Source organism: Microlunatus sp. GCM10028923, from assembly GCF_042666975.1.
GTDB lineage: Bacteria > Actinomycetota > Actinomycetes > Propionibacteriales > Propionibacteriaceae > Microlunatus.
Genome location: NZ_JBHTFF010000013.1, coordinates 17,041 through 42,791, shown reverse-complemented (window position 1 = coordinate 42,791; position 25,751 = coordinate 17,041). Strand labels below are relative to the sequence as shown.

Sequence of the window (25,751 nt, the reverse complement as noted above, 5' to 3'; positions counted from 1 at the left end):
TCAACCACGAGCTGAATCACGGCCGGCCGCGAATTCCGACATCCGGAATCCACGGCCGGTTTGCCAAGCATGATGAACCCTACGACGACTCACCGCCGCGCTGTCCAATTCCGCTGAGTGAGTTTCGTGTTCGTTACACGACCGCATCACGCGACGATGCGGCGCCGCGCAGGCGCGCGGCGCTACTTCTTCTTGGATCCCGCGCCGTGCTCGACGACGCCCTCGGCGACCTCGCGCATCGACTTGCGCAGGTCCATCGCGGTCTTCTGGATCCAGCGGAAAGCTTCCGGCTCGGTCAGTCCGAGACCGGCCTGCAGCATGCCCTTGGCCCGGTCCACGATCTTGCGCGATTCCAGCCGCTCCGCCAGATCGCTGACCTCGGCCTCGACCGCCTTGATCTCGGCGAAGCGGGCGGCGGCGATCTCGATCGCCGGCACCAGGTCGGACTTACCGAACGGCTTCACGACGTACGCCATCGCGCCGGCCTTGCTGGCCCGGTCGACCAGGTCCCGCTGGCTGAAGGCGGTCAGCATCACCACCGGGGCGATCCGCTCGCCGGCGATCTTCTCTGCGGCGCTGATCCCGTCCAGCTTGGGCATCTTGACATCCATCACCACCAGGTCAGGCCGCAGCTGTGTGGCCAGTTCGATCGCCTGCTCGCCGTCGCCGGCTTCGCCGACGACCTCGTAACCCTCTTCGGTGAGCATTTCGACCAGGTCGGTGCGGATGAGCACCTCGTCCTCGGCCACCAGGACGCGGGTGGGCGAGGTGGCGCCGGGGTCGTTCTTCTCGTTCGTCACGAGAGACACTTTAGAGCAGCCGTGTTACGGAGCCGATTCTCACCACCGGTGTACGGATGTGGCAGAATGTTCCGGGCCCCGGCCGGGGTGGCGGAATGGTATACGCGGACGGCTCAAACCCGTCTGTCCGAAAGGACATAGGGGTTCGACTCCCCTTCCCGGCACGGAAAAACGAGTCGCCACCGACGCATCCGAGAGATGGGTGCGCTGGTGGCGACTCGGCCGTTTACAGCGGGGCGCCGATCCGGCGGACCCGGACCATGTTGGTGTGGCCGGCGACTCCGGGCGGGGAGCCGGCGACGATCACGACCCGTTCGCCCTCGGCGATCCGGCCGGACTCCATCAGCGCCTTGTCGACCTGCCTGATCATGTCGTCGGTGTGACCGACCATCGGGACCAGGAACGACTCGGTGCCCCAGCTCAGCGTGAGGGCCTGCCGGGTCTGCTCGATCGGGGTGAACGCGAGCACCGGGATGGACGAGCGGAGTCGGGACATCCGGCGGGCCGAGTCGCCCGTATGGGTGAACGCGACCAGATACTTCGCGTCGATCCGCTCCGCCACCTCGGCGGCGGCCTTCGTGATCACGCCGCTGGTCGTGTGCGGGTCCCAGACGATGTCGCGCACCTGCTCCAGGCCGTGCTCCTCGGTGTTGACGACGATCCGGGCCATCGTCTCGACGGTGACCACCGGATACTGGCCGACGCTGGTCTCGCCGGACAGCATCACCGCGTCGGCGCCGTCCAGGATCGCGTTGGCCACGTCGGAGGCCTCGGCCCGGGTCGGCCGCGGCGCCGAGATCATCGACTCCAGCATCTGAGTGGCGACGATCACCGGCTTGGCCCAGCGCCGGGCGGCGGTGACGATCCGCTTCTGGACCAGCGGAACCTCCTCCAGCGGCAGCTCCACACCAAGATCACCACGGGCCACCATGAACGCGTCGAACGCGTCGATGATCTCGTCGAGGTTGTCCACCGCCTGCGGCTTCTCGATCTTGGCGATCACCGGGATCCGGCGACCCTCCTCGTCCATGATCTTGTGGACGAGATCGACATCGGCGGCGTTGCGGACGAACGACAGCGCGATCATGTCGACGCCGTGCTGCAGCGCCCAACGAAGGTCGTCGCAGTCCTTCTCGCTCATCGCCGGGACGCTCACCGCGACCCCGGGCAGGTTGATCCCCTTGTTGTTGCTGATCGGGCCGCCGACCTCAACCCGGGTCACCACGTCGGTGTCGGTCACCGAGGTCGCGCGCAGGGTCAGCCGGCCGTCGTCGATCAAGATCATGTCGCCGGGCTTCACATCCCCCGGCAGTCCCTTGTACGTGGTCGAGCACCGACGGACATCGCCCTCGATGTCTTCGGTCGTGATCGTGAAGGTCGCGCCGTAGGCGAGCACCTCCTTGCCGGCGGCGAACCGGCCGAGCCTGATCTTGGGCCCCTGCAGGTCGACCAGCACCCCGACCGGCCGGCCGGTGATCTTGGCGGCCCGGCGGACTCCGGTCAGGTTGTGCTCGTGATCGGCATAGTCGCCGTGGCTCATGTTCAGCCGGGCCACGTCCATCCCAGCCTTGACGAGTTCGATGAGGCGCTCCGGGGCCGACGTGGCCGGCCCGAGGGTGCAGACAATTTTCGCTCTACGCACGGATCGACACTAGCGCCCCGGCGCCGCCCGGCCACAGCGGCTCCCCCCAAGGAGGGTGGTGGCGAACGGTAGTGGTGGCGAGCGGCGTCCAGGTGCGTGCTGGACAAGGCGGAGGAGAGAGGCGTAGCGGGTGCCCTACGTCGACCGACGACAACGCAGTCCAGTGCGTGCCTGGGCGTCGCACGCTGCCACCACCGTTCGACACCACCCTCCTAGGTCCGGCTGAGGAGGCTCAGGCAGCCCGGACGACGTCCAGGGCGTGCGCCAGATCGGCGGGATAGTCGGAGTCGAAGCTCACGTACTCCTGGGTCCGCGGGTGCAGGAAGCCGAGCCGGACCGCGTGCAGCCACTGCCGCTCCAGCCCCAGCCGCTCGGCCAGCACCGGGTTCGCCCCGTACATCGGGTCGCCGACACAGGGATGCCGGATCGCCGCCATGTGCACCCGGATCTGGTGCGTTCGGCCGGTCTCCAGCGTCACCTCGAGCAGGGTCGCCCCGACGAACGCCTCCAGCGTCGTGTAGTGCGTGATGCTGTGCCGGCCGCCGTCCATGATCGCCATCTTGTAGTCGGCCGACGGGTGCCGCCCGATCGGCGCGTCGATCGTGCCGTGGAACGGGTCCGGATGCCCCTGCACCAGCGTGTGGTACGTCTTGTCGACGGTCCGGGACCGGAACGCCCGCTTCAGCATCGTGTACGCGTGCTCGCTCTTGGCCACCACCATCAGGCCGGAGGTGCCGACGTCCAGCCGCTGCACGATCCCCTGCCGCTCCGGTACGCCGGACGTGGTGATCCGGAACCCGGCGCCGACCAGGTGGCCGAGCACGGTCGGACCGGCCCAGCCCACACTCGGATGAGCGGCCACACCGACCGGCTTGTCGACCACGACGATGTCGTCGTCGTCGTACACGATCTTCAGGTCGGCGACCGTCTGCGGCACCACCTCGGCGGCCGGCCGCTCCGGCTCCAGTTCGACCTCGAGCATGGAGTGCGCATGGACCCGGTCCGACTTGCCGGCCGGCTTGCCGTCGACCAGGACCTGGCCCTGTTCGACCAGACCGGCGATCCGGGTCCGGGACAGGCCGAGCATCCGGGCCACCGCCGCGTCCACTCGTTCGCCGTCCAGTCCGTCCGGGATCAGCATGACCCGCGTCTGGGAGGACATCAGTCGGTGCTCGCCGGTCCCGGCTCGCTCGGCGTACGTTCGGCCGGCGGGTCCTGTCTCGACCCCACCGAGGAGCCGCTCCGCGGAGTCGGCGCCAGCCGCTGGCCGTCCAGGCCGATGTTCTTGATCACCGAGAGGACGATGATCAAGATCGCGGCCCCCGTGATGCACATGTCGGCGACGTTGAAGATCGGCCAGTACGGCAACTGCAGGAAGTCGACCACGTGGCCGTGCAGGAACCCGGGCGCCCGGAACAGCCGGTCGATCAGGTTACCGGCCACGCCGGCCGAGACCAGGCCGAACGCGACCGCCCAGCCGGTGTGCCCGATCCGCCGGACGCCGAACAGCACGATGCCGATCAGCACCGCCGCCGACAGCACCGCGAACACCGGGGTGAAGTTCTCGCCCAGGCTGAACGCGGCACCGGGATTGCGGACCAGCTGCAGGCGGAGCAACCCGCCGAGCAGCTGGACCGGGTCGGCCGGATTCAGCCAGGCCACCGCCATGATCTTGGTGATCAGGTCGAGCGTGACGCCGGTGACGGCAACGGCAACGTAGAGCAGCCGAAGCCGCAACAGACTGGTGGGCGGCCGGGACTCGTCCTGGGCCGTGGTGTTCTCGGTTATCGCCGTTCCTCGCGCTGTTTGCAGGTGACGCAGAGCGTCGCCCTCGGGAAGGCCAACAACCGACCCTTGCCGATCGGGTTGCCGCAGTTGTCACAACTGCCGTAGATCCCCTGATCGATGTGGCGCAGGGCGAGCCGCGACTGCTCCAGCATCTCGGCGGCGTTGTTGACCAGGGACATCTCGGCGTCGCGCTCGAAGTTCGCCGACCCGACATCGGCCGGGTCCCGGCCGGCGCCCTCGGCGCCGTCGCGGAGCATCCCGACCAGTTCCGCGTTGGACGCGGCGAGCTGGCTGGTGAAGCGTTCGATGTCGGACTCGAGGGTTTCCCTCACCTCGTCGAGCTCGGCCTTGGTCCAGGGGTCTTCGCCTTCCCGGACCGGAAGGGACGAGGGCTTGACGGGTTTGACGGTGGCTGCCGGTGCGGCTTCGCTGGTCATGGGGGCGCTCCGAGGGGTCAGGGCTGTTTCGGCCGGGTTGGTGGTCGAGGTCGTGGCACGGTCGGTGTCTGACCGCTTGCTCGCAGGGGCTTGACGAGACCGGGTGCCGGCCCGCTTCGAAGTCCGGCCGGTCGCGGTGGACCGCTTCGCTGCCGGGGTCTTCGAGGTGGACCGTTTCGTCGTGCCGGTCTTCTTCGTCGTCGGCTTGGCGGCCGACTTCGCTGCCCGCTTCTGCACGGCCGGGGTCGACGGGGTGGTGTCGTCCCGCTTGGACCGTGATCCCTCACGCGATGCTGCCTTCGGAGCGCTCGACGCCGCAGATTTTGATGATCGAGCCGACCGGGCCGGTGCCGATCCCGAGGCTCGACCGTCCTGGCTCGGCGTCTTCTTCGCCGAGGACTTCCTGGTCGTGCTCATCGTGATCCCCCCTTCGGGGTAAAGCGGCGCCGTCCCGTTCTCCGGGTAGCTGTGACCCAAGGGAGAGTAGGGGCGATTCGCTCTATCTTCAACGATGGACTCGTGTTTCGTCGCCGATTTCCCGAATCCTGGAGCGGAAAACGTGGCCTCCGAGGCGAGATTTCAGCGTCCTCTTAGCCTCGGCGTTTTGATGATCTTGGTGGAGCCGCCGGGCTCGATCGCGCCGGGCGACCTCGGACCGGTCGTCCCGGCATGGAAGAACCCCGCACCCTGAGGGTGCGGGGTTCGACCGATGGGTTCAGGCGTCAATCACGGTGTGGTCAGCGCTGGTCACCCAAGAGGGCGTCCAGTCGCGGCGTGTCACTGGTCGGCGAGCCGCCACCGAGGGTCGGCGAGTCGTTGTCGACCGACGAACCGTACGGCGAAGGGCCGGTGCCGTTCTTCTGGCCGTTGTCCCGCACCGAGCGGGGCTCCGGCTTGTCATCGAGATCCCGGACCAACTGCGGCGTGTCGACCGGCTCGGCCCGGGAGGCCTCGAGCGTGTCGATGTGCCGGCGCAGCTGACCGGTCAGGTTGCTCCGGAAGTTGGCCTCGAAGTTGCGCAGCTCGCGCACCGAGTTGCTCAGCTGGTCGCGCTGACGCTCCAACTCACTGAACATGTCGATCCGGCGCTGCTCGATCTCGCGGTCGAGCTGGGCGGCCCGGGCCGTCGCGTCGGACTGCACCCGCTCCGCGTTCACTCGCGCCTCGGATTCGACCCGCTCGGCCCGGGTCCGCGCATCGGTGGTCACCTGGTGCGCCGACCGGTTGGCCTCCTCGCGGATCCGGTTCGCGTCCTCCTCGGCCTCCGAGACCAGGCGCTCGGCCTGCTCGGTCGACAGCTCGACCAGGCGCACGACCGCCGCACTGGCCTCCTTGCCGGTGGTCACGACCAGGGTCTGCTTGCCGTCCGGCTGGGCCGCCGGCTGCAGGATCGTGTTATCGGAGGCTGCGGAGTCCTGGACTGGCGCGGCCCGCAGCGACTCGATTTGCTTCTTGAGGTTCTTGTTCTCCTCGATCAGCTGAGCGAAGGCCTCTTCGACCTCGTCGACGAACTCATCGACCTCCAGGACCTCGTACCCCGACTTGCGGGCCATCCGGAAGCGCTTGTTGCGCACATCGTCCAGCGACAGCGTCATCGTTCACCTCAAACAATCGGAACTCGGAACCGTGATGCGTCCGTTACCCATCTGCCTTACCGTACCGAATTTGAGCCTAATGCACACATCCGGCACTGAGCCAGATGTCAACTGAAGAACACGAGGGCGTTGATCCTCATCAAAATACTCACCAAGATTGCCAACGCGATGAATGCCAGGTCGAGCATCATCGAGCCGATCCGGACCGGACGCAGCACCTTGCGGAGCAGCCGCAGCGGCGGATCGGTGATCGAATAGATCCCCTCCGCGACGACCAGCATGGCCCCTCGCGGCTCCCAGTCCCGGACCAGGACCGGCACCCAGGACAGGATCATCCGGGCGAACAGAATCATCAGGAACAGCCACAGGACGAAGTTGATGATGAGACCGATGATGACCATCTGCGCCACGTGCCTCGCGTTCGTTTAGACATCCGACCAAGTCGTGACAGCAGACTATCGCGACGGCTCGCCACCACGGGCTGCCGCCGGACGTCCGTACCGACCGGTGATCAACTCTGGTTGAAAAAGCCACCCGCGATGCGTTCCTTGTCCTCGGCCGACGTCACGACGTTCGGCGGTGACAGGAGGAACACCTTGCTGGTCACGCGATCGATACTGCCACGCGCGCCAAAAATCAGGCCGGCCGCGAAATCGACCAGTCGCCGCGCGTCGGAGTCCTCCAGCTCGGTCAGGTTCATGATCACCGGCAGTCCGTCCCGGAAGTGCTCACCGATGGTTCGCGCCTCGTTGAAGCTGCGCGGGTGCACGGTGATGATCCGGGAGATGTCGGTGGCGCGTGGCGCGGGCGCCGGCTGGGCCGGCGCAGGCTTCGGCGTGGCCGCCTGCGTCGCGACCGCCGACGGAACCGGGCGCTTGGTCTCGAGGCTGGTCACCTTCGAGTCCTCCCGCTCGGCCGAGGTCGGCACGCCGGTGGTCGGCTCGTCATGCCCGGGCTCGTCGTACTCCGAGTAGCGGTCGTCCGTGACCAAACCGAGCCACGCCGCCGCCCTCTTCAACCTGTCCGCCATCTGACCGCCCTCACGTCCGATCCCTCACACACCGAAAACAACTGGGTCCGTCTCGGGACGGGATCGACATTACCGGCCGGGAACGCGCATCCGGCGCACCTTGCCCGGTGACACGCTGGCGGTGTCTCGGCGATCCCCGTCGCCGTACGACGCCCCTCCTACTTCAGAAAGTCCGGCACATCCAGGTCGTCATCCGCCGGTGCGGGTGGCGCCGGACGGTAGGTCGGCTGCGGGGCCGGCCGGCTGGCCGGGCCCGGCTGGTGACCGTTGCCGGAACTGCCGGAGTTGCCGGAGCCGGGTTGGCCCGGGGCGCCGTTGGTCCGCTGGCCCACCGGCTGTGGTTGCGGCGTGGCCGGCGACTGCTGCGGCTGCTGACCCGGGGACGACTGCCCCGGCGCCGCCTGCCCCGGACCGGGCTGGCCCTGGGACTGCGGCACCTGGGCCAGCGGCTGCTGACCCTGCTGGCGGGACTGACCCAGGCCGGGTTGCCGGCTGATCCCCTGCTGCCGCCGGGGCGGCTCGCCGCCCTCGAACCCGGCCGCGATCACGGTGACCCGGACCTCGTCGCCGAGCGCGTCGTCGATCACGGTGCCGAAGATGATGTTGGCTTCCTCGTGCGCCGACTCCTGGATCAGGGTGGCGGCGGCCGACACCTCGAACAGGCCGAGGTCGGAACCACCGGCGATCGAGATCAGGACGCCGTGGGCGCCCTCGATACTGGCCTCCAGCAACGGTGACGACACGGCCATGTCGGCCGCGGCCCTGGCCCGGTCCTCGCCGCGTGCGGAACCGATGCCCATCAACGCCGAGCCGGCGTTCGACATCACCGACTTCACGTCGGCGAAGTCGAGGTTGATCAGACCCGGCGTGGTGATCAGCTCCGTGATGCCGGACACGCCCTGCAGCAGCACCTGGTCGGCCTGCTTGAAGGCGTCCAGGATCGCGATCTGCTGGTTGTCCATCATCTGCAGCAGCTTGTCGTTCGGGATGACGATGAGGGTGTCGACCTCTTCGCGGAGGTTGGCGATCCCCTCCTCCGCCTGCACCGAACGCCGCTTGCCCTCGAATTGGAACGGTCGCGTCACCACGCCGATCGTCAGCGCGCCCATGGCGCGGGCGACCCGGGCGACGACGGGTGCTCCGCCGGTGCCCGTACCGCCACCCTCACCGGCGGTGACGAAGACCATGTCTGCGCCCTTGAGCGCTTCCTCGATGTCCTGGGCGTGATCCTCGGCTGCCTGCCGCCCCTTCTCCGGGTCGGCGCCAGCGCCGAGCCCGCGGGTCAGATCCCGCCCGATGTCGAGCTTCACATCGGCGTCGCTCATCAGCAACGCCTGCGCGTCCGTGTTGACCGCGATGAACTCGACGCCGCGTAGGCCCGCCTCGATCATCCGGTTGACTGCGTTGACGCCGCCGCCCCCGACGCCGACAACCTTGATCACGGCCACGTAATTCGTTGATGCAGAAACCACGAACCTCCGCCTCTTTCCTGCTCAATGACTACTGACGCTCACCCAGGTTGCCAAGTCTTGACCTCGGATCGAGGGGGAAGATTCCGCGGCAGACCAGGCGTTTCAGCAAGGCTATGAGTTAGCCGCCGACCGGCCCGGCATACCCGGCGGGACACGCCAAACTGTCTGATTCCCTCCACCTGAACCTCAGCTTTACGCGTGGCCGGTGGCGGACCGTCAACGTACTGGATCGCCGAGTGGGCAGTTCAGCAGCGACACGCCGCCAGAACGCCTGCTTTTGTGCCCGGTCAGCCGAGGGGGTGGCGGGATCTCAGCGGGTGGCGGGGTGGCGGGGGGCGGAGACGTTGTAGACCTTGGCCTTCTGCTTCATCAGGTCGAGCAGCACGGTGGCCTTCAGGGCCGAATCGTCCGCGGTGCCCCAGATCACCCGGTCGCCGTTCTTCAGCTCCAACTCGATCGAGCTCTCACTGGTCGCGGTGAGCCGGTCCAGCTTCTGGATCAGTTCGCCCGGCAGCGCCGCGGCGACCACGCCCAGCTGCTCGGCCAGCGGGGTGTTGCCGGCGTTGAACTCGGCCAGCAGGACCCCGGTCGGCAACTTCTTCACACTCCGGTACGGGACGCCGTGCCGGTCCAGCAGCAGATAGCCGTCGCCGTCGGCCACCCCGATCACCGCGGCCCGTTCCTTGATCACGATGACCACCGTGTCCGGGTACTGGCGGGTCACCTCGACCGACTCGATCGGGGTCAGGTCGGCCACCCGGGCCGCGATCGCGTCGATGTCCTGCCGGGCCAGAGGGAGCCCGAGCGGCACCGCGGCGGTCCGCTCCACGTCGCGCGGCGCGACCGCGTCGGTGCCGCGGACCTCGACCCGCTCGGTGCCGAGCACCGAGGAGAAGCCGACCAGCCAGACCCCGGTGCCCGCCAGCACGAGCAGCAGGACGCCGATCAGCACGAAGGGCCAGAGCCGGTGCCGTTTCCGGTACGACCTCGAACCGCCCGACCGGGCCACGCCGGGCGGGCGACCGAGCGTCGAGGTGGCCATCAGACCGCGTCCCGGCTTTCCGCACCCGCCGGGGCGGCGTGCCGGCGGCGGAGCTCGTCGACGATCTTCGGCGCCACCTTGGTCACGTCGCCGCAGCCGATCGTGACGACGACGTCGCCGGGCCGGGCGATCCCGGCCACCGTCGGGGCGGCCTCGTCCCAGACCGGCTGGTACGTGACGTTGGCGGTGCCGGGCCGGATCGCGTCACTGACCAGGGCCCCGTTGATCCCGTCGATCGGGTCCTCCCGGTCGCCGCAGACGTCCATCACGATCACCTCGTCGGCCTGCTCCAGGGCCACAGCGAACTCGCGCCAGAAGTCCCGGGTCCGGGTGTAGAGGTGCGGCTGGAAGCAGGCGACGACCCGGCCCTCCCCCGCAGCCGGGCGGGCGGTCTCGCCGAGCATGTTGCCGACCTCGGTCGGGTGGTGCGAATAGTCGTCGTAGACCCGGACGCCGTCCACGGTGCCGACCAGCTCGAACCGGCGGTGGGTGCCGCCGAACTGGCCCAGCGCTTCCCGTACCGCGCTGTCCTCGCCGCCGAAGTAGGAGGCGACGGCGTAGGTCGCGGTCGCGTTGAGGGCGTTGTACTTGGCCGGTACGGCGAGCCGGACCGGCCCGCCACGGTGTTGTCCGGTTGAGGCGCGCCGGGTGTCGGTCAGCGTGAACGTCGAGCCGGTGCCGGTCAGTTCCAGGTCGGTCAGCCGCAGGTCCGCGGCCGGATCCGTACCGAACGTGATGATCTCCGGCACCCGGGCGGAGGATTCCTTGATCGTCCGGACCAGTTCGACGGCACCCGGGTCGTCGGCGCTGACAATGAGCAGCTTCAGCTCCGGCTTGGTGGCGAACCGGACGAAGCCGTCCGCGTACGCCTCCGGAGTGCCCCAGTTGGTCAGGTGGTCCGGGTCGACGTTGGTCACCACGGCGACCTCGGCCGGGTACTGCAGGAAGGAGCCGTCGCTCTCGTCGGCCTCGACCACCAGCGCCTCGCCGCCGCCGATGTGGCCGCCGGTCGTGGAGCCGAGGAACGCGCCGCCGATCAGGTACGAGGGGTCGGTGCCGAGCTCGGTCAGCACCCGGGCGATCATCGCCGTCGTCGTCGTCTTGCCGTGGGTGCCGGCGACCGCGACGCCGCGCCGGCCCAGCATCAGCGAGCCGAGCGCCTCGCTGCGGTGCAGGATCCGCAGGCCCCGGGCCCGCGCCTCGACCAGCTCCGGGTTGTCGTCCCGGATCGCCGACGAGGCGATCACGGTCTTCGCGTTGCCGAGCTGCTCCGCGGCGTGCCCGATGTGGGTCCGGGCGCCGCGCTCCTGCAGCCCGCGCAGGTACTTCGAGTCCTGCCGGTCGCTGCCGCTGACCTCGTACCCGAGATCGAGGAAGGCCGAGGCGATCCCGTTCATCCCGGAGCCGCCGATGGCGATGAAGTGGACCGGCGCCAACTCCTCGACGCCGACCAGCTCGCGCGGCGTGATCAGGCCCATGACTGTGCTACCTCCAGGGTTCGTGCGGCAAGCTCCGCGGCCGCGTCGGTCCGGCCGACGTCCCGGCTGGCCGCCGACATCCGGGTCAACCGTTCCGGGTCCAGGATCAATTCCGGAATCCGGGTCCGGACCCAGTCCGGCGTGCAGTCCGGGTCCTCCAGCAGTTCGCCGCCGCCCGCCTCGACGACGCCGGCCGCATTGCGGCGCTGCTCGCCGTTCCCGAACGGCAGCGGTACGTAGACGGCGGGCAGGCCGACCGCGGAGGTCTCCATCACCGTGTTGGCGCCGCAGCGGCCGAGCATCAGGTCGGCCGCGGCGTAGCCGAGCTCCATCCGCTCCACGTACGCCAGCGGGGCGTAGACGGCGCCGGTCTCCGGGTCGGTCCGGCGTACGTACTCGTCGGTGAGGTTCTTCGGGCCGAGCACGTGCAGCACCTGGATCCCGGCCCGCAGCAATTGGTCGACCGCGCCGTGCACGGCCCGGTTGATGCTCAGCGCGCCCTGCGAGCCGCCGCTGACCAGCAGAGTCGGCTGGTCGTCGGCCAGGTCGAACTCCTTGCGCGCCTCGGTCCGGGTCGCGGCCCGGTCCAGCTCGGTGATCGCCCGGCGCAGCGGCAGACCGATGTAGACGGCGTTCGGCAGCGGCGTGCCCGGGAACGAGGTGTAGACGTTGCTGGTGAACCGGGCGGCCAGCTTGTTGGCCAGCCCGGGCAGCAGGTTGCCCTCGTGGATGACGATCGGGATCCGCAGCCGGCGCGCGGCCAGATAGGCGGGCGTCGACACGTAGCCGCCGAAGCCGAGCAGCACCGAGGCGTCGACCTTCCGCAGCACCGCGGCGGCGGCCGAGACGGCCTTGCCCAGCCGGGCCGGGACCTTGATCAGGTCCAGGCCGGGGCGGCGCGGCATCGGCACCGGCGGGATCAGTTCCAGCGGCAGCCCGGCGGCCGGGATCACCGTGGTCTCCAGGCCGCGGGCGGTGCCGATCGCGGTCAGCTGCACCTCGGGAGCCTGGCGGCGCAACTCGTCGGCGGTGGCGATCAGCGGCGACGTGTGTCCCGCGCTGCCGCCGCCGGCCAGCGCGATGCTGATCCGCCGCCCACCGGGAGGTCGCGGTGTTCCGCGCATCGGATTCGGTGTCGTCACCCGCGTCCCTTCTTGCTCTTCTTCGTCGCCTCGGCGTCGGCCTTGGCCTTGGCCTTCTTGGCCGGCTTGGCCTGCTTGCGGTGCCCGACCACGGTCGTCAGCTCCGGCCGGGCCGCGCCGGAGCGCCGGCTCAGGTAGGTCCGGGCCGCCGGTTCATTGCGGGCACAGGCCAGCAGGACGCCGATCGCCATCAGGTTCGCGATCAGTGCCGAGCCACCGTACGAGAGGAACGGTAGCGGCACCCCGGCGACCGGCAGCAGCCGGAGCACGACCGCGAGATTGATCAGGGCCTGCACCATCAACCAGACCGTAACCCCGGCGGCCGTGTACCGGAAGAACGGTTCGTCGCTGCGCATGGCGATCCGGATCCCGGCGTAGCCGAGGACCAGGAACAGCGCGAGCACGATCAGGCTGCCGAACAGGCCGAGTTCCTCGCCGATCACGGCGAAGATGAAGTCGGTGTGTGCCTCCGGCAGGCCGCCCCACTTCTGTTTGCTGCCGCCGATCCCGCTGCCCCACCAGCCGCCCATCGCGACGGCCAGCAGGCCCGCCGCGGTCTGGTCGTTCGCGCCGCCGAGGTCGGCCGACGGGTCGAGGAACGCGGCCAGCCGGGTCATCCGGTTGGAACTGGTCAGGAACAGGCCGATCACGCCGCCGACGCCGGCGACCGCGATCGAGACGAAGATCCGCAGCGGCGCGCCGACCACCCAGAGCACGCCGACCATGATGCTGGCCAGCACCACCGCGGTGCCGGCGTCGCGCTGGAAGACGACCAGCAGCACCAGGATCAGGGTCGCCGGCAGGTACGGCACGATCAGGTGCCGCGGCTGGTCGAGCAGCTTCTGCTTCCGGGCCAGGACGTCGGCGCCCCAGACCACCATGGCCAGCTTGGCGAACTCGGACGGCTGGATCATGAACAGCGACGAGCCGAGGTAGAGCCAGTTCTGGTTGCCGCCGACGTTGCGGCCGAGTCCGGGCACGTAGGTCAGGATCAGCAGCACCGCGGCCAGCGCCAGGCCGGCCCAGGACAGCACCCGCAGTGTCTTCGGCGGCAGCTTCATCACCAGCAGGCCGGCGGCGAGGCCGGCGGCCAGGAAGATCGCCTGCCGCTTCACGTAGTAGTAGGCGTCGTCGTACACCAGCTCCGCGGAGACGCTGGACGCCGAGAGCACCATCATCATGCCGAGCGCGACCAGGATGCCGGTCGCGCCGAGCACCAGGTGGTAGCTGGCCAGTGGTCGGTCCAGCGCCGCCTCCAGCCAGGCACCGGCGGAACGGCGGGAGCCGGACCGGTTGCTCCCCGGCAGCAGCCCACCCCGCTGGAGCGGGCCGGTCACGGTCGCCACGGCACTCCCTGCCTTCCTCGACCGAGTCGGGCCCGCAGCGGGCTAGGCCCCGGGCAACTCGGCCACCGCAGCGGCGAAGGCCTCGCCCCGTGCGGCGTAATCGGTGTACATGTCCCTGCTGGCGCAGCCCGGGGCGAGCAGCACTGCATCACCCGGTCTGGCCAGGGAAGCAGCCGCCGTCACGGCTTGAGCCATGGCCCTAGTTTCCGTCGAATCGACCCGAATCACCGGGACCTGCGGCGCGTGTCGGCTCAGCGCACCGGCGATCACGTCGGCGTCCACACCGAGCAGCACCGCACCGCGCAGCCGGTCGGCGTGTCTGATGATCAACTCGTCGAACGTGGTGCCCTTGGCCTGCCCGCCGGCCACCCAGACCACCGAGTCGAACGCGGCGAGGGCAGCGTCGGCGGCGTGCGGGTTGGTGGCCTTGGAGTCGTCGACGTACGTGACGCCGTCGAGCACCGCCACGGTCTCGATCTTGTGCGGGCCGAGCCGGACGTTGCGCAGCCCGTCCCGGACCGCCGTCGCGGGCACGCCGTACGAGCGGGCCAGGGCCGCGGCCGCCAGCGCGTTGGCGACGTTGTGCGGGGCGTTCGGGGTCACGTCGGCGACCTTGGCGAGCTCCAGGGCCGAGTCGGCGCGCTGCGGGATGAAGGCACGGTCGACGATCAGGTCGTCCACCACGCCGACCATCGAGCGGTCCGGGATGCCGAGGGTGAACCCGATCGCGCGGGCCCCCTCGACCACCTCCGCGTCCATCACCATCCGTTCGGTGGCCGGATCCTCCACGTTGTAGACGCAGCTGGCCTGCACCCGCTGGTAGATCTCCGCCTTGGCGTCGCGGTAGTTCTCCGCCGAGCCGTGCCACTCCAGGTGGTCCGGCTGCAGGTTGAGGACGGCGGCCGAGTGCAGCGACAACGAGTGGGACCAGTGCAGCTGGTGGCTGGACAGCTCGACCGCGAGGACGTCGTACGGCTCCGGGTCGAGCACGATCTCCATGATCGGCCGGCCGATGTTGCCGACCGCGGCGGTGCGCAGGCCGGCGGCCGCGAGGATCGACTCCAGCATCAGGGTGGTCGATGTCTTGCCGTTGGTGCCGGTGATGCCGATCCACGGAATGATCTTGTTCGGCCGGCTCAGCCGCCAGGCCAGCTCGACTTCGCTCCAGATCGGCACTCCGCGGGTCGCCGCCTGGACCAGCAGCGGCGCGTGCGGCGGGAATCCGGTGGTGATCACCAGGTGCGCCGGTTCCGGCAGCGTCGCGGTCGAGCCGGGGCCGAGCCGGACCTCCGCCCCGAGGGTCTCGAGCAGGGTGGCCCGGTCCCGGACCTGTTGGTTCTCCGCATCGTCCAGCACCGTCACCCGGGCGCCGAACTCGAGCAGCCCGTCCGCGGCGGCGAACCCGGCCACGCCGAGCCCGGCGATGATCACCCGCGCCTCCCGCCAGGGCGAAGCGCCGTCCGCCGTCGGCAGCCAGTCCGGAGTCTGGTTGTTGATCACGTACCGGCCACCCATTCCGCGTAGAAGATGCCAAGGCCGGCGGCGACGAAGAGGCCGGCCACGATCCAGAATCTCATCACGATGGTCACCTGCTGCCAGCCCAGCAGCTCGAAGTGGTGGTGCAGCGGGGACATCTTGAACAGACGTCTGCCCTTGGTCGCCTTGAAGAAGCCGACCTGCAGGATCACCGACGCCACCTCGATCACCAGCAGCCCGCCGAGGATGATCAACAGCAGCTCGGTCCGGGTGAAGATCGCCATCCCGGCCAGGGCGCCGCCCAGCGACAGCGACCCGGTGTCACCCATGAAGATCTTGGCCGGCTCGGCGTTCCACCAGAGGAAGCCGAAGCAGGCCCCGGCCAACGCTATGGCCACCACCGCAAGGTCGTACGGGTCGCGCACCTCGTAACATTTCGGGCCGGCCGACGACTCGTACGCGCAGGACTGGTTGTACTGCCAGATGTTGACCAGGGTGTACGCGCCGAAGATCATCACGCAGGCACCGGCGGCCAGGCCGTCCAGCCCGTCGGTCAGGTTCACCCCGTTGCTGGCGGCGGCGATCAGCAGCATCACCCAGATGATCACCACGACCACCGGCAGTTTGGACAGGAAGTCGATGTCGCGCAGGAACGAGATCGCGTCGGACGCGGGGGTCTTCCCGCGCTCGTCCGGGAACTGCAGCGACAGGATCGCGAACGTGATCGCGACCAGGGACTGGCCGAGCAGTTTTGCCTTGCTGCGGAGGCCGAGCGAGCGCTGGTTCTTGATCTTGAGGAAGTCGTCCAGGAAGCCGACCACGCCGAGCCCGGCGAACAGGAACAGCACCAGGACCGCCGACGCCGACGGCCGGGTCCAGGTGATCAGGTGGCTGATCGCGTACGCGGCGATGGTGGCGACGATGATCACCAGGCCGCCCATCGTCGGAGTGCCCCGCTTGGTGTGGTGCGAGGTCGGCCCGTCGTCACGGATCAGCTGGCCGTACCCCTTGCGGACCAGGAAGGTGATCGCCAGCCGGGTACCCAGCAGCGTGCCGAGCAGTGCCAGCGCACCGGCGATGACGATCGTCCTCATGGATGGCTGCCCTCCGCGGGGGCCGGCTGACCGGTCAGGATCGCTTCCGCGACCGTGTCCAGGGCCAGCCCGCGGGACGCCTTGACCAGCACCGTGTCGCCGGGCCGGGCCTCGACCAGCCGGACCGCCTCCTCGGCGTCGGTGGCCGCGGTCGCGTCGGCCAGGCCGGCCTTGCGGGCGGCGCCGACGAACACCGGGCCGTACTCGCCGACGCCGATCAGCCGCTGCACGCCGCGCTGGGCCGCGTAGCGTCCGATCGCCCGGTGCTCGCTGTCGGCCGAGTCGCCGAGCTCCAGCATGTCGCCGAGCACGGCCCAGACCCGGGCGTCCGGCCACTGCTGGGCCCGGCCCGCGGCCAGCTCGGTCAGCGCGTCGATCGCGGCCCGCATCGACTCCGGGTTGGCGTTGTACGCGTCGTTGACGACCAGCACGCCGTCGGGCCGCTCGGCCACCTCCATCCGGAACCGGGACCGGGCCTCGGCAGCCGACAGCCGCTGCACCACGTCGTCGAACCGGACGCCGACGGCCAGTGCCGCCGCGGCGGCGGCGACCGCGTTGCCGACCTGGTGCCGGCCGAGCACCCGGAGCCGTACCGTCCCGTCGCTCTCGGCCGGATCGGCGCTGCCGCCGTCGGGCAGCCGGGCGTGCAGCGTGAACGCGTAGCGGCCGGTCCGGTCGCCGGTCAGCCGGGTCGCCCAGACGGCCCGGTCGGTCCCCGGATCGTGGCCGACGCCGGTCGCGACGACCCGGCCCCGGGTCCGGTCCCGCATCGCCGAGACCAGCCGGTCGTCGGCGTTCACCACCGCGGTGCCGTCCTCGGTGAGCGCCTCGACCAGTTCGCCCTTGGCCTGCGCGATCGCCTCCACGCTGCCGAACTCGCCGACGTGGGCGCTGCCGACGTTGAGCACCACCGAGACGTCCGGCGGCGTCAGCTCGCACAGGTAACGGATGTGACCGACCCGGCGGGCGCCGTGCTCGGCGACCAGGAACCGGGTGCCGGCGTCGATCCGGGCGACCGTCAGCGGAACGCCGATCTCGGTGTTCAGGTTGCCCAGCGGCGCGACCGTGGACGCCTCGGCCTCGAGCACCTGGGCCAGCAGGTCCTTGGTCGAGGTCTTGCCCTGCGAGCCGGTGATCGCGATCACCTGCAGGCCGCCGGCCTTCGCCTGGTCGATCAGGTGCCGGGTGATCCGGCCCAGCGCCAGCAACGGGTCCGGCACCACGAGTTGCGGCCCGTCGCCGGGCACCTCGCGCGCGACCAGCGCCAGCGCCGCTCCGGCCGCCCAGGCGTCACCGACGAAGTCGTGCCCGTCGACCCGGTCGCCGGGCAGCGCGACGAACAACGCCCCCGGCTGGACCTTCCGTGAGTCCACGGAAAAGTCGGTGATCACCCGGCCCCGGTCGAACCCCGCCGACGTACCCGCCCCGGGCTCCGTCACCAGGTCGGCGACCTCGCCCGTGGTCAGTTCGATCATCGAATTCTCTCTCCCCGCTCCCGTAAGAGCATGCCTCCCCGCCCCGTCGGGTTCAGCAGCGCGCTTCCTGCCGCTGCCACTCCTCCACCGCCACCGTCGCATCGTCGAACGGCAGGATCTCAGCCCCGATCTGCTGCCCCTGTTCGTGGCCCTTACCCAGGATCGCCACCACGTCGCCCGACCGGGCCAACCGTAGTGCGGTCGCGATCGCGGCCCGACGGTCCCCTCCGTCGAGCACTGTGGTGCGGCCGGTCCGGGCCCGCTCGGTGGCGTTCGCTCCGGCCAGCGCCGCGGCCCGGATCGTGGCCGGGTCCTCGGTGCGCGGGTTGTCGTCGGTGATCACCACCACGTCCGCCCGCTCCGCCGCCGCCGCGCCCATCGGCCCGCGCTTGTCCGGGTCCCGGTCGCCGCCGCAGCCGATCACGACGATCCGCCGTCCGCGGTGCGGCGCGTCGGGACCCTGCGCCTCCGCCGCGGGCCCGCCCGGGAGGGCGTCGATCGCCGCGTCGATCGCCTGCGGGGTGTGCGCGAAGTCGACGTAGACCGCCGGAGCGTCGCCGTCCAGCGGCACCCGTTGCATCCGGCCGCGGACATCGGCGACCAGCCCGGCGACCGCGGCGTCGAGCTCGAAGCGGGCGGCGCCCTCGGCCAGCAGCACCTCGAGTACGGCGAGCGCCGTGAGCCCGTTGCGGACGTTGAAGTCGCCGGGCAGCCGCATGGCGAACTCCCGCGGCCCACCCGGGGTGCGCGCGGTGATCGCGAACTCGTCGCCGAGCGCGTGCACCGCCAGGGCCGCGTAGTCCGCATCCGCCGAGCTGCCGACGGTGCGGACCGGAATCGCGGCGGCGGCCAGACGGTCGATCAGCACCCGGCCCTTCGGGTCGTCGGAGTTGATCACCGCGGCCCGGGCCCGCTCCGGCGTGAACAACCTGGCCTTGGCCTCGAAGTAGTCGTCCAGGGTGGGGTGGAAATCCAGGTGGTCCCGGCCGAGATTGGTGAACGCCGCCACGTCGAACCGGATCGGATCGGTCCGGCCGAGCTGCAGCGCGTGGGAGCTGACTTCCATGATCACGGTGTCCGCGCCCTGGTCGACCATCCGGGCCAGCAGGCACTGCAGTTCCGGCGCCTCCGGGGTGGTCACCGTGGTCCGGTCCGACGGCAGTTCGGCACCGTCCAGCCGGAAGCCCATCGTGCCGATCATGCCGACCCGGCGGCCCGCGGCCCGCAGCGCGGATTCGATCAGCGAGCAGGTGGTGGTCTTGCCGTTGGTTCCGGTGACCGCGATCATCGTCAGCCGCTCGGCCGGTTCGCCGTACACCCGGGCGGCCAGCGCGCCCATCGCCGCGCGCGGGTCGGCCAGTTCGATCACCGGGACGCCGACCGGATCCGTACCCGACTCGATCAGCTCCCGGCCGGCGGTGTCGGTGACGATCGCGACAGCACCGGCGCGGGCCGCCGCCGCCGCGTACTTCGCACCGTGGGTGAGCCGCCCGGGCAGCGCGACGAACAGCCCGCCGGGCCGGATCAGCCGGTTGTTCAGGCTGACGTCCGAGACCGGCAGCGCCGGCAGATCGGGCTGGTCGAAGAGGTCGGACAGCCGCAGCGGGGCGGCCGGCCGGTCGGGTCGCGGCGCCCCCGAGCCGCGGGGACGGTCGGTAGTCACGGGAAGAAGCTATCGAGTACGTGCGCCCGCAACGAACTGAGCCTGAGCCAGTTCGATACCGGTCACCACTTGATCTTCTCCTTCTTCGGCCGCTCGGTGCTCGGCGGGACGCCGTACCGGGGCAGCGCGAGCTGCATGATGTCGACCGCCGCGGGCGCCGCACCGGTGGTGCCGGTGTCGCTGTTGGTCGGGTTGTCGACCACCACGTACGTCAGCAGTTCCGGGTCGTTGATCGGCGCCGCCGACACGTAGGACACCGTGTAGCCCCGGTAGCAGCTGCAGTCCGGGTCGTAGCGCTGCGCGGTGCCGGTCTTGCCGCCGCTGGCGTACTCGTCCAGGGCCAGCCAGTCCGAGCCGTGGTCCACCACGGCCTGCATCAGGTCGCGGATCTGGTCCGAGGTGCTCGACGAGACGACCCGCCGCGGCTCCTGCTTCGGCAGGTCTACCGGCTTGCCGTCCTGGTCGGTGGCGCTCTTGATCACCGACGGCTGGTTGTAGACGCCGTCGTTGAGCAGCGCCGCGATCGCCGCCGCCTCCTGGATCGCGGTCACCGAGAGGCCTTGGCCGAACGCGATCTGGTCCCGGGTGTAATCCTTCATGTCCGCCGGCGGCAGGTGCCCGCTCGACTCGCCGGGCAGCCCGATGCCGGTCTTGGCGCCGAGGCCGAACGAGGCGAGGTAGGCACGCAGCCGGGAGGTCTCCAGCTGCCGGGCCAGCATGATCGTCCCGATGTTGGACGACTTCGCGATCACGCCGCGCATCAGCAGGTCGATCTCGCCGTGCGAGAACGCGTCCTTGACCGTGCCGTCGCCGGACTCGAGCAGTTCCGGGATGGTCAGCTTGGTGTCCGGGTTCGCCACCCCGGCGTCGATCAGGGCCGCGGCGGTGAGCAGCTTCTGCACGCTGCCCGGTTCGTACGCGGACGAGACGGCCCGGTTGCTGAGGTTGTCCGGGTCGGCGCTGCCCGGCTTGGACGCGTCGTAGCCGGGGTAGTTGGCCATCGCCAACACCTCGCCGGTCTTGATGTTGATCGTGATCGCGGTGCCGGTCTCGCCGCCGGCCTTCCGTACCTGCTCCTCGAGCCGGCGCTCCACCATCCACTGCAGTTCGGTGTCCAGGGTGAGCTGGTAGTCGATCCCGTCGACGGCCGGATTGATCTTGCTCTCGCCGAGCGGGATCCGGCTGCCGTTCGGCGCCATCTCGAAGGTCTCCTGACCCTCGACGCCGGCCAGCTTCCCGTTCAGGGAACGTTCCAGGCCGGCCACTCCCTCACCCTCGCCGTTGACGAAGCCGACCACGCCCGCGGCGACGTTCTGGCCCGGGTAGACCCGGATCGGGTCGCTCTCCCGGAACACGCCGTACAGCTTCAGTTCGGTGAGTTCGGCGGCCAGCGCGAGGTACGTCGTCGCCGGCACCTTCTTGGCCAGGTAGACGAACCGGGTGTCCGGCTTGTTCAGCCGCTCCAGCAGGGTGGCCCGGTCCAGCTCGAGGTGCTTCAAGATCACGGCGGCGAACTTGGCCGCCCGCTCCGGGTCCTTGGTGGTGTTCCGGGTCAGCGTGGGATCGGCGGTCACCGCGACCGCCGGCTGGGTGGTCGCCAGCACCTGGCCGTTCCGGTCGACCAGGTCGCCGCGGGTCGGCAGCAGCGGCAGCTTGGCGGTGAACTGATCACCGTCCGCGGCGTACGCGGCGGAGTCGAAGCCCTGCAGCTGGAGCAGTCGGCCGCCGCACAGCGACAGCGCGATCGCCATCGCGACCAGCACCACCCGGAGCCGGCGCGGCGAGTTGCCCAGCGGCACCCGGCGGACCGGCTTGTGCACCTTCTTCCGCGTCGCCGCCTTCGTCCGGGTCGCCTTCGCGGCCAGCTTCTTCTCGGCCTGGGGCCGGAGCCGTCGGTTCGACGACGCGGCCGTACCGCCGGTCGTGGGTCGCCGGGTCTGCCGGCGGCGATCGTCGACCATCAGCGGTTCGCCTCCTGATCCCGCTCCTGTTCCTGCTGCTGCTTCCGCTGCTGCTCCTCGACCTTCTTCTTCTGCTCCGCGAGCTCCCGGCGCTGTCGTTCCTCGGCCTCGGCGCGCTTCTTGGCCTGCTTGGCGGCCTTCTTCGCCGCCTTCTCCGCCTTCTCCGCGGCCAGCTCCTCCGGCGTCTTCACGACGATCCCGGGCAGCTCGTCACCGTCGACCCGCTTCTTGTCGCCCTGCACCTCGCCGCCGGGCACCCGCAGGATCAGCGGGTACGGGTTCGGCCGCAGGCCGAGCTCCGACGCGCGGCGGGCCAGCTCCTGCGGCGCGGCGGCCTTGTCCAGTTCGATCTCCAACTCAGCCTGCCGGTACGCCAACTCGGACTCCTCGCGCTGCAGCGCCCGGGTCTCGAACGCGTTGCCCTGCAGCGAGGTGTTGAGCATCAGCAGCCCGGCCAGCCCGATCCCGAGCAGCCCGATCAGGACCACCAGGAACGGCATCGGGGCCAACCGCGGCGGCGGGTCGGGGACGGTCCGCAGCCGCTTCTTCCGGGCGCCGCCGACCTCCTCCTCCGGATCGTCTGCCGGTGCCAGTAGCGCGCTCATTCGGGGTCCCCTCGGTGTAGTTCGGAGGAGCGCAGCGGGGGAGAACTACGCCGTGGGGTGATTCTCACGCCGCTTCCCCCTCGCCGCTCGTGTCGTTCTCCTGCGCCGCCGCGCCCAGCTTCATCGCGGCCCGCAGCCGCGCCGACGCCGCCCGCGGGTTCTCGGCGACCTCGTCCGGGCCGGGCCGTTCCGCTCCCCTGGTCAGCAGGGTCAGTTCCGGCCGCAGCTCGGGTGGCACCACCGGCAGCCCGCGCGGGGCCCGGTCGGTGGCGCCGGCCGCGAAGGTGCGCTTGACCAGGCGGTCCTCCAGCGAGTGGTACGCCAGCACGGCGATCCGGCCGCCCGCGGCGAGCGCCTCGACGGCGGCCGGCAGCGCCGACTCCAGCGCGGCCAGCTCCGCGTTCACCTCGATCCGGAGCGCCTGGAACGTCCGCTTCGCCGGGTGCCCGCCGGTCTTCGCCGACTTCGCCGGGATCGCCTGCTGGAGCAGGGCGACCAGCCGGGCCGAGTTGGCGAACGGCTCCTTGCTCCGCTCGGCGACGATCCGCCGGGCGATCCGGTCGGCGAACCGTTCCTCGCCGTACACGCGCAGGATCCGGGTCAGCTCGGCGACGTCGTAGCCGTTCAGCACGGCGGCCGCGGTGAGCGTCTGGCCCTGGTCCATCCGCATGTCCAGGGGCGCGTCGACGGCGTACGCGAAGCCGCGGTCGGTCCGGTCGATCTGCAGCGACGACAGTCCGAGGTCGAACAGCACGGCCCGGACCGATGCGACGCCCGCGTCTTCCAGGACCTGCGGCAGCTCGTCGTACACGGCCTGGACCAGGTGCACCCGGCCGGAGTGTCGGCGCAGCCGCGAAGTGGCCTCGGCCAGGGCGTCGGCGTCGCGGTCCAGTCCGATCAGCCGGGCCGCCGGGCAGGCGTCCAGCAGCGCGCCGGAGTGGCCGCCGAGTCCGGTGGTGCAGTCGACCAGGATGGGTTCGGGATCCGCCTCGGTCGGTTCCAGCGCCGGGGCGAGCAGTTCGACGATGCGGTCCAGGAGGACCGGGACGTGGCGCGGTTCGTGGGTCGTCATCGGCGTCCCGCTCCGTACCGCATCATCTCGACCCCCACCCTTGTTGCCCGGTGTCCCGCTGTGGACGACGGAAATGTTCGGCTCGTGCCGTCAGGTTTCAACCCGGGATCCGCGGGAAGTACTACCTGGCACCGGGGAAGGTGCGCCAGGGAGCCGGATCGCGGGTTGAAGCCTGGGGGCACGAGCCTGCTGCTCCAATCCGTCGTCCCTCTTCAGTTGTGTTCCACCCGGGCGGTTCGCGGCCTACAGGCCCGGGAAGACCTCGTCGTTCATCTCGGCGAAGGCGGTCTCCTGCTCGTCCGAGTAGGACTGCCAGGCGGCCGCGTCCCAGACCTCGACCCGGTTCATCGCTCCCACCACTACGCAGTCCTTGTCGAGGCCTGCGTAGGCCCGCAGGTGCGGCGGGATGGTGATCCGGCCTTGCTTGTCCGGGGTCTCGTCCGAGGCTCCGGAGGCCAGCATCCGTTGGTAGTCCCGCACCTGCTTGCTGCTGGAGGGGGCGTTCCTCAGGGCTTGGGTCTGCTCGATGAACGTCGCGACGGGCCAGATCGCGAGGCATCGATCCTGCGCTCTCGTGATCACCAGTCCGTCCGCCAGTTCATCTCGAAACTTCGCCGGGAGGATCAGTCGGCCCTTCTCGTCGAGTTTCGGAGTGTGGGTCCCGAGAAACACGGTCCGCACCTCCTGGCTCCACAATCAGCCCGATCCGCTCCACTTTCCGCCACCATACTCCACTTTGCCCCACTTAGCACCCCAATCCACCCCAATCCCTCCCCCAGAGCGTTCTGACCGCCTTCCCGCGCCCTGTCTTGGGAGCGGTTCCGAGGAGGCGCTCACGGGCGCCGGCGAGTCCGGCGAGAGGGTCGACGAAGCACCGCAGCGGGCCGAGCGAGTCGGCGTCCGCGCCGAATCGGCAGGCGGGTCGAATCGGCAGCCGGGTCGAATCGGCAGGCGGGTCGAATCGGCAGCCGGAATGAGCAGGAGTCCAAGCGCGCGGTGGCAGCCGGCCGGGCGGCTTGGCAGGGGCTGACAACCAGGCACCCACGCGCGTGTCGGCCGGCGCAGCCACGGCAGCGAAGGGGGCGCCCCGGCACGGGAGCCGGCCGGAGCGAGCAGGAACCCAGCGGGAGGTTTCGCGACGGTTGATCAGCGGGCTCTCCGCGCGTGTCGGAAGGCGAGGCGAGGAGCCCTTTCATGCCGCAGGGGTCGGTTCACGCGGAGTCGGCGATCGCGCGGCGCCGGGCCGAACCCTGAATCCGCAGCGCGCAATGGGCCTCAGCAGCCGAGAACCCGATGGCACGACGCGCCCGCGAACTCCGTACCCCACAACTCCCCACCGCCGGTCATCAGCGAGTGGACGGGTTGACCTCGATCTCGGCGATTCCGCCGGTCAGAGCGTCCACTCGGCGAGGTTCGCGCGGGCCGCGGCGTTGACCTTGTCGTAACAATCCCAGCCCTCGGCCACCACCGACTGGAATCACCGCGTAGGGTCTTCGTGGGAACTTCTCCCATCGACGAGTTGTGCCGATGAGACGGTTCAGGCTGTCGAAACACGGCCCGACCAGGGACACGGAGGACAGGGTGACCTTGAGCTACGCCAGAACCGGGGACGGTTCGTATTCCCTCGCTGACGTGGTCCGGGTGATGGGAGACGTACGCCAAGCGATCGAGGGCATCATCGAGGGCAAGCGCAGCGTCATCGACCTGGCCCTGGTTGTCCTGCTCGCGGAGGGCCATCTGCTGGTCGAGGACGTACCGGGCGTCGGCAAGACGATGCTGGCCAAGGCGCTCGGCCGCTCGATCGACTGCACGGTGCGGCGGGTGCAGTTCACCCCCGACCTGCTGCCCTCCGACATCACCGGCGTCTCCGTCTTCAACCAGGAGACCCGCGACTTCGAGTTCAAGCCGGGCGGCATCTTCGCCAACATCGTCGTCGGCGACGAGATCAACCGGGCCTCGCCGAAGACCCAGTCGGCCCTGTTGGAATCGATGGAGGAACGGCAGGTCAGCGTCGACGGGACGACGTACCTGCTGGAGGCCCCGTTCATGGTGGTGGCCACCCAGAACCCGATCGAGATGGAGGGCACCTACCCTCTGCCCGAGGCACAGCGAGACCGGTTCATGGCCCGGATCCAGATGGGCTACCCGACGCCGAACGCCGAGTTGGACATGCTCGACGCGCACGGCTCCTCCGACCCGCTGGCCGACCTGCGCCCGGTCACCGACGCGGCGACCATCCGCGGGCTGATCGCCGCCGTCAAGGCCGTGTACGTCTCGCAGGCCGTGAAGCAGTACATCGTCGCGGTGGTCAACGCCACCCGGCAGTCGCGGGACCTGCGGATCGGCGCCTCGCCGCGGGCCAGCCTGCAGCTGCTCCGGGCGAGCCGCGCCTTCGCCGCCCTGTCCGGCCGCGACTACGTCACGCCCGACGACGTCGGCGCGCTGGCCGGTTCGGTCCTCGCCCACCGAGTGCTGCCGTCGACCGACGCGCAGCTGGCCCGGCGGACCGTCGCCGACATCATCGCCGCGGCCGTCGCCTCGGTGCACATCCCGGACCGCAACCCGGCCGAGGCCCCGAACCGGGCCGACCGGCGCCGCGACCGGCAGGGCCAGCCGGCCCGCCAAGCCTGACC

General features: G+C 70.2%; 23 protein-coding genes and 1 tRNA gene. 3 read left to right on the top strand and 21 right to left on the bottom strand.

What is annotated here, in order from left to right:
- Window positions 1-182 precede the first annotated feature (182 nt).
- The gene (locus ACFQU4_RS27075) at window positions 183-809 is read right to left on the bottom strand and encodes an ANTAR domain-containing response regulator (protein WP_377498044.1); all 627 of its coding nucleotides are present in this window, start codon (window positions 807-809) and stop codon (window positions 183-185) included.
- A gap of 72 nt (window positions 810-881) precedes the next feature.
- On the opposite strand from ACFQU4_RS27075, the gene ACFQU4_RS27070 reads away from it, so the two are divergent.
- A tRNA-Leu gene (locus tag ACFQU4_RS27070) sits at window positions 882-964 on the top strand.
- A 62-nt stretch (window positions 965-1,026) separates the two neighbouring features.
- Here the strand turns inward: ACFQU4_RS27070 and pyk are convergent.
- The 4 genes from pyk to ACFQU4_RS27050 all read right to left on the bottom strand — a co-directional run bounded on the left by pyk (window position 1,027) and on the right by ACFQU4_RS27050 (window position 4,667).
- Window positions 1,027-2,442 carry a pyruvate kinase gene (gene pyk / locus ACFQU4_RS27065; RefSeq protein WP_377498041.1) on the bottom strand — a complete coding sequence of 472 codons (1,416 nt, stop codon included), beginning with the start codon at window positions 2,440-2,442 and terminating at the stop codon, window positions 1,027-1,029.
- 232 nt (window positions 2,443-2,674) lie between these two features.
- Window positions 2,675-3,604, bottom strand: a complete 930-nt coding sequence (locus ACFQU4_RS27060; RefSeq protein ID WP_377498039.1) for an RluA family pseudouridine synthase — start codon at window positions 3,602-3,604, stop codon at window positions 2,675-2,677.
- Window positions 3,604-4,179 (bottom strand): signal peptidase II, encoded by a 576-nt coding sequence (lspA, locus tag ACFQU4_RS27055; protein ID WP_377498037.1) that lies wholly within the window; start codon window positions 4,177-4,179, stop codon window positions 3,604-3,606. Before lspA ends, ACFQU4_RS27060 begins: the two co-directional genes overlap by 1 nt.
- Before the next feature lie 47 nt (window positions 4,180-4,226).
- Complete coding sequence (locus tag ACFQU4_RS27050) at window positions 4,227-4,667, bottom strand: TraR/DksA family transcriptional regulator (RefSeq protein WP_377498035.1); 441 nt, start codon at window positions 4,665-4,667, stop codon at window positions 4,227-4,229.
- A gap of 103 nt (window positions 4,668-4,770) precedes the next feature.
- Here ACFQU4_RS27050 and ACFQU4_RS27045 point away from each other — a divergent pair, with 103 nt between their 5' ends.
- On the top strand, window positions 4,771-5,106 hold the full coding sequence (locus tag ACFQU4_RS27045) for a hypothetical protein (RefSeq protein WP_377498033.1): 336 nt from the start codon (window positions 4,771-4,773) through the stop codon (window positions 5,104-5,106).
- Window positions 5,107-5,404: 298 nt separating this feature from the next.
- Here the strand turns inward: ACFQU4_RS27045 and ACFQU4_RS27040 are convergent, their stop codons facing one another.
- From ACFQU4_RS27040 to mraZ, 16 genes are all read right to left on the bottom strand, one after another.
- A complete protein-coding gene (locus ACFQU4_RS27040) occupies window positions 5,405-6,262 on the bottom strand; it encodes a DivIVA domain-containing protein (RefSeq protein ID WP_377498031.1) in 858 nt (285 codons plus the stop codon).
- Window positions 6,263-6,369: 107 nt separating this feature from the next.
- Window positions 6,370-6,663, bottom strand: a complete 294-nt coding sequence (locus tag ACFQU4_RS27035; protein WP_179757475.1) for a YggT family protein — start codon at window positions 6,661-6,663, stop codon at window positions 6,370-6,372.
- A 110-nt stretch (window positions 6,664-6,773) separates the two neighbouring features.
- Window positions 6,774-7,292, bottom strand: a complete 519-nt coding sequence (locus ACFQU4_RS27030) for a cell division protein SepF (protein ID WP_377498028.1) — start codon at window positions 7,290-7,292, stop codon at window positions 6,774-6,776.
- Window positions 7,293-7,450: 158 nt separating this feature from the next.
- Window positions 7,451-8,764 carry a cell division protein FtsZ gene (gene ftsZ / locus ACFQU4_RS27025; RefSeq protein ID WP_377498026.1) on the bottom strand — a complete coding sequence of 438 codons (1,314 nt, stop codon included), beginning with the start codon at window positions 8,762-8,764 and terminating at the stop codon, window positions 7,451-7,453.
- A gap of 310 nt (window positions 8,765-9,074) precedes the next feature.
- Complete coding sequence (locus ACFQU4_RS27020) at window positions 9,075-9,806, bottom strand: cell division protein FtsQ/DivIB (protein ID WP_377498023.1); 732 nt, start codon at window positions 9,804-9,806, stop codon at window positions 9,075-9,077.
- Window positions 9,806-11,284, bottom strand: coding sequence for a UDP-N-acetylmuramate--L-alanine ligase (murC, locus tag ACFQU4_RS27015; RefSeq protein ID WP_377498020.1), 1,479 nt, complete (start codon window positions 11,282-11,284; stop codon window positions 9,806-9,808). The genes ACFQU4_RS27020 and murC overlap by 1 nt, the downstream gene beginning before the upstream one ends.
- On the bottom strand, window positions 11,275-12,426 hold the full coding sequence (murG, locus tag ACFQU4_RS27010) for an undecaprenyldiphospho-muramoylpentapeptide beta-N-acetylglucosaminyltransferase (RefSeq protein ID WP_377498018.1): 1,152 nt from the start codon (window positions 12,424-12,426) through the stop codon (window positions 11,275-11,277). Before murG ends, murC begins: the two co-directional genes overlap by 10 nt.
- Window positions 12,423-13,772, bottom strand: coding sequence for a putative lipid II flippase FtsW (gene ftsW, locus ACFQU4_RS27005; RefSeq protein WP_377498015.1), 1,350 nt, complete (start codon window positions 13,770-13,772; stop codon window positions 12,423-12,425). The genes murG and ftsW overlap by 4 nt, the downstream gene beginning before the upstream one ends.
- Before the next feature lie 42 nt (window positions 13,773-13,814).
- On the bottom strand, window positions 13,815-15,287 hold the full coding sequence (murD, locus tag ACFQU4_RS27000) for a UDP-N-acetylmuramoyl-L-alanine--D-glutamate ligase (RefSeq protein ID WP_377498013.1): 1,473 nt from the start codon (window positions 15,285-15,287) through the stop codon (window positions 13,815-13,817).
- Window positions 15,269-16,342, bottom strand: a complete 1,074-nt coding sequence (gene mraY / locus ACFQU4_RS26995; RefSeq protein ID WP_377498010.1) for a phospho-N-acetylmuramoyl-pentapeptide-transferase — start codon at window positions 16,340-16,342, stop codon at window positions 15,269-15,271. The genes murD and mraY overlap by 19 nt, the downstream gene beginning before the upstream one ends.
- On the bottom strand, window positions 16,339-17,817 hold the full coding sequence (murF, locus tag ACFQU4_RS26990; RefSeq protein ID WP_377498008.1) for a UDP-N-acetylmuramoyl-tripeptide--D-alanyl-D-alanine ligase: 1,479 nt from the start codon (window positions 17,815-17,817) through the stop codon (window positions 16,339-16,341). Before murF ends, mraY begins: the two co-directional genes overlap by 4 nt.
- A 52-nt stretch (window positions 17,818-17,869) precedes the next feature.
- Window positions 17,870-19,414: a UDP-N-acetylmuramoyl-L-alanyl-D-glutamate--2,6-diaminopimelate ligase gene (locus ACFQU4_RS26985; protein WP_377498446.1), complete on the bottom strand. Its 1,545-nt coding sequence runs from the start codon at window positions 19,412-19,414 to the stop codon at window positions 17,870-17,872.
- A gap of 128 nt (window positions 19,415-19,542) precedes the next feature.
- Window positions 19,543-21,441, bottom strand: a complete 1,899-nt coding sequence (locus ACFQU4_RS26980) for a peptidoglycan D,D-transpeptidase FtsI family protein (RefSeq protein WP_377498006.1) — start codon at window positions 21,439-21,441, stop codon at window positions 19,543-19,545.
- Complete coding sequence (locus ACFQU4_RS26975) at window positions 21,441-22,046, bottom strand: hypothetical protein (protein WP_377498004.1); 606 nt, start codon at window positions 22,044-22,046, stop codon at window positions 21,441-21,443. The genes ACFQU4_RS26980 and ACFQU4_RS26975 overlap by 1 nt, the downstream gene beginning before the upstream one ends.
- A gap of 64 nt (window positions 22,047-22,110) precedes the next feature.
- On the bottom strand, window positions 22,111-23,118 hold the full coding sequence (rsmH, locus tag ACFQU4_RS26970; RefSeq protein ID WP_377498002.1) for a 16S rRNA (cytosine(1402)-N(4))-methyltransferase RsmH: 1,008 nt from the start codon (window positions 23,116-23,118) through the stop codon (window positions 22,111-22,113).
- A 243-nt stretch (window positions 23,119-23,361) separates the two neighbouring features.
- Complete coding sequence (gene mraZ / locus ACFQU4_RS26965; protein WP_179757462.1) at window positions 23,362-23,790, bottom strand: division/cell wall cluster transcriptional repressor MraZ; 429 nt, start codon at window positions 23,788-23,790, stop codon at window positions 23,362-23,364.
- 972 nt (window positions 23,791-24,762) lie between these two features.
- Between mraZ and ACFQU4_RS26960 the strand changes: the two genes are divergently transcribed.
- On the top strand, window positions 24,763-25,749 hold the full coding sequence (locus ACFQU4_RS26960) for an AAA family ATPase (RefSeq protein WP_377498444.1): 987 nt from the start codon (window positions 24,763-24,765) through the stop codon (window positions 25,747-25,749).
- The last annotated feature ends 2 nt before the right edge of the window (window positions 25,750-25,751 follow it).